Consider the following 4,706-nt stretch of genomic DNA (forward strand, 5'->3'; position numbering starts at 1 on the left):
AGAATCTTGAAGAGGAGAATGGAATCGTAGCCCTTGGCCCCGGCGGGAGATTTGCGCGGCTTCTCCCGAGCTCGCTCGATGAGTTCGCGGAACTGTTCCCAGTCCACTGCTTCGTTAAGTTCGACCAGGGGATCACCGGCTTGATCGATTCGTGAGAGGCGTTTGTGATAATCGAAGAGTCCGAATTGAGTCATGGCGTTATCTCTGAAAGCTGAAGGGATGGAAAAATTTGTTTCAACATATTGATATTAATACATTTTCAGAGAGTTTGTCTGATTTTTTGGGGCAATTGGCCAGTTTTTTTACCCGCTATTTTGCAAGGAACCCATAAAGATAAGATTCTTGGTAGTAGAAATCTCTATGGCCATTAAGTGTAGTTTTAATTTCTCGATTAAGCATTAATGATGATTCAATATTTCTTACCGGATAAAAGAGACAGGACATTCTGGGTAGCACTTGTCGCTTTATTTCTGGCATTTCTATTTGTATTTATGCCTGTTTGGAAAAGTTTATTTATTGCTTGGTCTACTTCGGATGACTATTCGCACGGGTTCTTTATAGTGCCTTTAAGTCTTTATATCGTCTGGCAGAAGCGTCATGAACTGGCAGATACAACGAAAAAATCTTCCTGGATTTATTTTCCTCTGGTCATCCTTACTCTCGCTCTCTATTTAGGTGCTAGGTATGCTGAAATCATATCCTTGGCGCCAGTGGCAATGATCCTATTTCTTGGTGCGAGTATAATATTCATGTTTGGATGGCATGTATTCCGTGTCTGCGCGTTTCCGTTGTTCCTCTTGTTCTTCATGATACCTGTTCCCGGCCAGATTTATGCTAATTTAACCATACCATTGCAACTATTTGTTACTAAAATTGCTGTTTTTCTGGTATCGCTCATTAATATTCCTATTCATAACCAAGGGAATGTAATATATCTGACAGATCATACACTTGAAGTCGTCCAAGCTTGTAGCGGACTGCGCTCTATAATGACACTTTTAACAGTCGGTGCAATTGTCGCTTATTTTGGTTTGACAGGCTTCATACTCAGAGTAATTCTGTTTTTTTCTGCAATCCCTATTGCCATCATGTTAAACGTGTTGCGTGTATTGCTTATCATTTTTTCTTTTCACTATTTCAATTTTGATTTAACTGAGGGAGTCGTGCATACCATAACCGGTGTTGCTGTTTTTATATTTTCACTAATATTATTCTTACTATTCAGGAACATTCTTTTGGTATGCGAAAAATAAGTTATAGAAAACTACTCACGCTTATTGTTGTCTTGATTGTTACAGGATCAATGCTTTACTGGCAGCCGCAAGCTCATCTTGTTCAACCACAACAATCCTTGAGTGGTGTACTGAGTCAAATGAGGCAATGGAGACCAGTCGAAACCAATAGCTTGTCCCCAGTTATTATTAAAGAGCTAAAGTTAGACGACTATGTTTTTCAAACTTATTCAAAAAATGATGAAACAATAACGATATACATAGGATACTATCTAACGGGAAAAAAAATTGGTGCAGCCCATGATCCCCAAGTATGCTATCCCGGACAGGGATGGCAACTTTATGACAAACAAACACGTGAAATTAATTTAGCAGAACTAGGAATAATTGAATACTCAACAATTGTAGCTGAACTTGATGGTAAAAAGGAAAAAATATTTTATTGGTTTCAAGTAGACGACATAAGTGCTCCCAGTACTTTTAAACAGAAATTATTATTGCTTCAAAAAAAGATTCTCGGTCAAGGACAAATGAATGCATTTGTTAGAATAAGCACTTCTATAAATGACAAAAGTGAAGAGTCTGCGCAATCTTTGTTAATCGATTTCATTAACGAATTTTATCCAATCCTTTTTCTATATATGACTGCCTCATGAATATCTTCAATAATAGGTTCTGGTACAAAATCATATTAAAAATTCAATTTATAGGCGATACGTGGGATTTCCAGTGATAGTCTATATAACGTTTTATTTTTCTTTATTAATCATTTTTTACAGTTATGTAGGATACCCCTTTATTGTCTTTTTGGTCTCTCGTGTTGTAAATCGTACCGTTCATAAAGCTCAAGTATTGCCTAATATCACAATATTGATATCCGCGTACAATGAAGAATCTGTGTTAGCGCAAACAATCGAAAATAAATTATCAATCGATTACCCTTCAGAAAAGCGTGAAATAATCGTCATTTCTGATGGCTCTACTGACAAAACAGACGATATTGTAGGGAGATACAAAAAGAAAAAGGTGACACTTTTTCGCCAAACACCCCGAGCCGGCAAAACATCCGCACTGAACATGGCCGTTCCAAAAGCAGGGGGTGATATTATCGTTTTTGCAGACGCTAACTCTCTCTACGATAGTCAGGCGTTGAAGCAACTAGCTGCAAATTTTGCAGATCCTGAGGTCGGTTACGTCACTGGCAAAATGATTTACACAGAAGCTGATGGCACGATAAGTGGTGATGGCTGTTCCGCCTATATGAAATATGAGAACTCCTTGCGTTCTGCCGAGTCTCGGCTTGGCTCTATCGTCGGTGTTGATGGCGGTGTGGATGCTATGAGAAAGAGATTGTATCGACCTATGAAAGCTGATCAATTGCCCGACTTTGTTCAGCCACTCATGGTTGTGCAACAAGGTTATCGTGTTGTATATGAGCCAGCCGCCATTTTGCAAGAGACGGCTTTACGTACGGATAGTGACGAGTATCTCATGCGCGTTCGGGTTGCATTACGAGCATTATGGGCCCTTTTTGATATGCGAGCACTCCTTTTCTGTCCAGATAACATGTTATTCTCATGGCAATTGTGGTCTCACAAGGTTCTCCGGTACCTGTGTTTTATCTTTTTACTCAGCGCTTTTATTTCTAACCTTTTTCTAGTTAGAGCATCAAGCTTCTATCTTCTAACCATGGGGATTCAATCTCTTGCGTATCTTGTGGCGCTGTCTGCTCCGCTCATGGTTCGTTTTGGTAACAAATCTAGGCTGATAGCCTTTATACGATATTTTGCATTGCTGAATTTAGCTTGTGGCCACGCCTTCATTAAATTTATCTCTGGTAAAAAGCAGGTCATTTGGGCGCCGCGAAAAGGATGAAAATTTTTCATGTGATCGATAGTGGAGGTTTTTATGGAGCAGAAGTCGTTTTACTATATCTCATGGAAGCACAACTCGAACTTGGACTCGAGCCAACTCTGATTAGCATCGGGTTACCGGGTGAAAAAGAAAAAGCTATTGAAATTGAAGCTAGACGATGCGCTTTAAGCGTTGAGCAGTTCCGTATGAGACCTGGTCCAAATTGGTTGGGGGCTTATTCTATCCTCAACACATTATGGAGAGAGGGTGCCCAGATTCTACACTCTCATGGTTATAAGAGTAACATCCTATTTGGTCTTATTCCACGAAAAATTCGTAAAATTCCAATGGTAACGACACTTCATGGATGGACCACGACAACTCAAATTTCCAAAATACGAGTATACGAATGGCTTGATTCTTTGAGTTTGAGGTTTGTTGATCAGGTGGCTATAGTAAACAAAGAAATGTTTAAGCATCCGAAGCTTGCACCCTTTCGTGACAAATTTAAGGTGATTGATAATGGAATACCGTTGACTGATGATTGTACTCATGATCTCAATGAAAAGGTCGTTTCTTTCTGTAAAAATGGTCAAACATTGTGCGCAATTGGCAGATTGTCACGAGAAAAAGGTTTTGATTTACTCATAAAAGCCCTACCCAAGGTCCTAGCAATTAGTCCAGATACTCGCCTGATTATCATTGGTGAAGGTAGCCATCGTCAACAGTTGCAAGACCTAATTGGTCAACTCAATTTAAATGATAAGGTCATGATGCCTGGGTATCTACCTTATGCTTACAGTTATTTGAAATATTGTCAGGGCCTAGTGATGTCATCGTTGACGGAAGGATTGCCAATTACATTACTTGAAGCAATGAGAATTGGTGCACCAATTATTGCAACCCGAGTTGGTGGTATTCCTGAAGTGTTAGCTTCAGGTGATTGCGGCATTTTGGTCGAAAAGAATTCGGTATCTGAGATTGAGAGAGGGATATTACAATTTATTTCAGAAATGGATGAAAGTAGGCTGTTAGGACAAAAGGCGAAAATGAGGTTCGAGAAAAATTACAATAACATATTAATGGCACGAAGATACATGGAATTATATTGTAGTGTGTTGGGTTCTATGTGATTTTTGATGATTACAAAGTAACCCCAATTTTACGGTTTGTTATTGTATAAAATTCAATTAATTATTTCGCTGATATGTCGCTCTCTATCCGTTCCATTGATCGTTTCATATTAAATAAATACGGTATTTGATTCAAGCTAGAACAAACTGCTTAAAGTCGATCTTTTCTAAAAGGGAGTTATGCTCAAAAGTGGTGTTTGAAGGAGACATAAAAAAGAAATGACGTATCCTGTTGGAATCAGTTCGCCAAAACAAAATTCCAACAATAAGAGGATACGTCATGATGAACAATAAAGTTATCGAGCTGAAAAAGCCAGGGGAGTTTACTGAGGATCCACTGACCGAACTGTTACGAACTGGCGCACGACAACTCATCGGCGAAGCGGTTGAAGCTGAATTGCAAGAGCTTCTCCAACAATACGCAGACTTGAGAAATAAAAACGGGCACATGCAAGTTGTGCGCAATGGCTATTTGCCTGAAAGGGAA

The 4,706-nt window shown here is 39.2% G+C and carries 4 protein-coding genes and 2 pseudogenes; 5 read left to right on the forward strand and 1 reads right to left on the reverse strand.

All coding sequences use genetic code 11. The features are described from left to right. Positions 1-194 (reverse strand): annotated as a pseudogene (locus BUC26_RS22180) (IS5/IS1182 family transposase); the annotation flags it as partial. 207 nt (positions 195-401) lie between these two features. Between BUC26_RS22180 and BUC26_RS22185 the strand changes: the two are divergent. The 5 genes and pseudogenes from BUC26_RS22185 to BUC26_RS22205 form a co-directional block, all read left to right on the forward strand. After that, positions 402-1,253 carry an exosortase/archaeosortase family protein gene (locus BUC26_RS22185; protein ID WP_084540860.1) on the forward strand — a complete coding sequence of 284 codons (852 nt, stop codon included), beginning with the start codon at positions 402-404 and terminating at the stop codon, positions 1,251-1,253. After that, on the forward strand, positions 1,241-1,888 hold the full coding sequence (locus tag BUC26_RS22190) for an exosortase C-terminal domain/associated protein EpsI (RefSeq protein WP_073379573.1): 648 nt from the start codon (positions 1,241-1,243) through the stop codon (positions 1,886-1,888). The genes BUC26_RS22185 and BUC26_RS22190 overlap by 13 nt, the downstream gene beginning before the upstream one ends. A 73-nt stretch (positions 1,889-1,961) precedes the next feature. After that, a complete protein-coding gene (locus BUC26_RS22195; protein WP_208609887.1) occupies positions 1,962-3,107 on the forward strand; it encodes a glycosyltransferase family 2 protein in 1,146 nt (381 codons plus the stop codon). After that, positions 3,104-4,219 carry a glycosyltransferase gene (locus BUC26_RS22200; RefSeq protein WP_073379575.1) on the forward strand — a complete coding sequence of 372 codons (1,116 nt, stop codon included), beginning with the start codon at positions 3,104-3,106 and terminating at the stop codon, positions 4,217-4,219. Before BUC26_RS22195 ends, BUC26_RS22200 begins: the two co-directional genes overlap by 4 nt. A 280-nt stretch (positions 4,220-4,499) precedes the next feature. After that, positions 4,500-4,706, forward strand: a pseudogene (locus tag BUC26_RS22205) (IS256 family transposase); the annotation flags it as partial.

It is taken from the genome of Desulfofustis glycolicus DSM 9705 (genome assembly GCF_900130015.1).
In the GTDB taxonomy this organism is placed as follows: domain Bacteria; phylum Desulfobacterota; class Desulfobulbia; order Desulfobulbales; family Desulfocapsaceae; genus Desulfofustis; species Desulfofustis glycolicus.

Excerpts from the sequence above, each read along its gene's own strand:
- BUC26_RS22185 (WP_084540860.1), top strand. The coding sequence starts at position 402 with ATGATGATTCAATATTTCTTACCGGATAAAAGAGACAGGACATTCTGG.
- BUC26_RS22190 (WP_073379573.1), top strand. The coding sequence starts at position 1,241 with ATGCGAAAAATAAGTTATAGAAAACTACTCACGCTTATTGTTGTCTTG.
- BUC26_RS22200 (WP_073379575.1), top strand. The coding sequence starts at position 3,104 with ATGAAAATTTTTCATGTGATCGATAGTGGAGGTTTTTATGGAGCAGAA.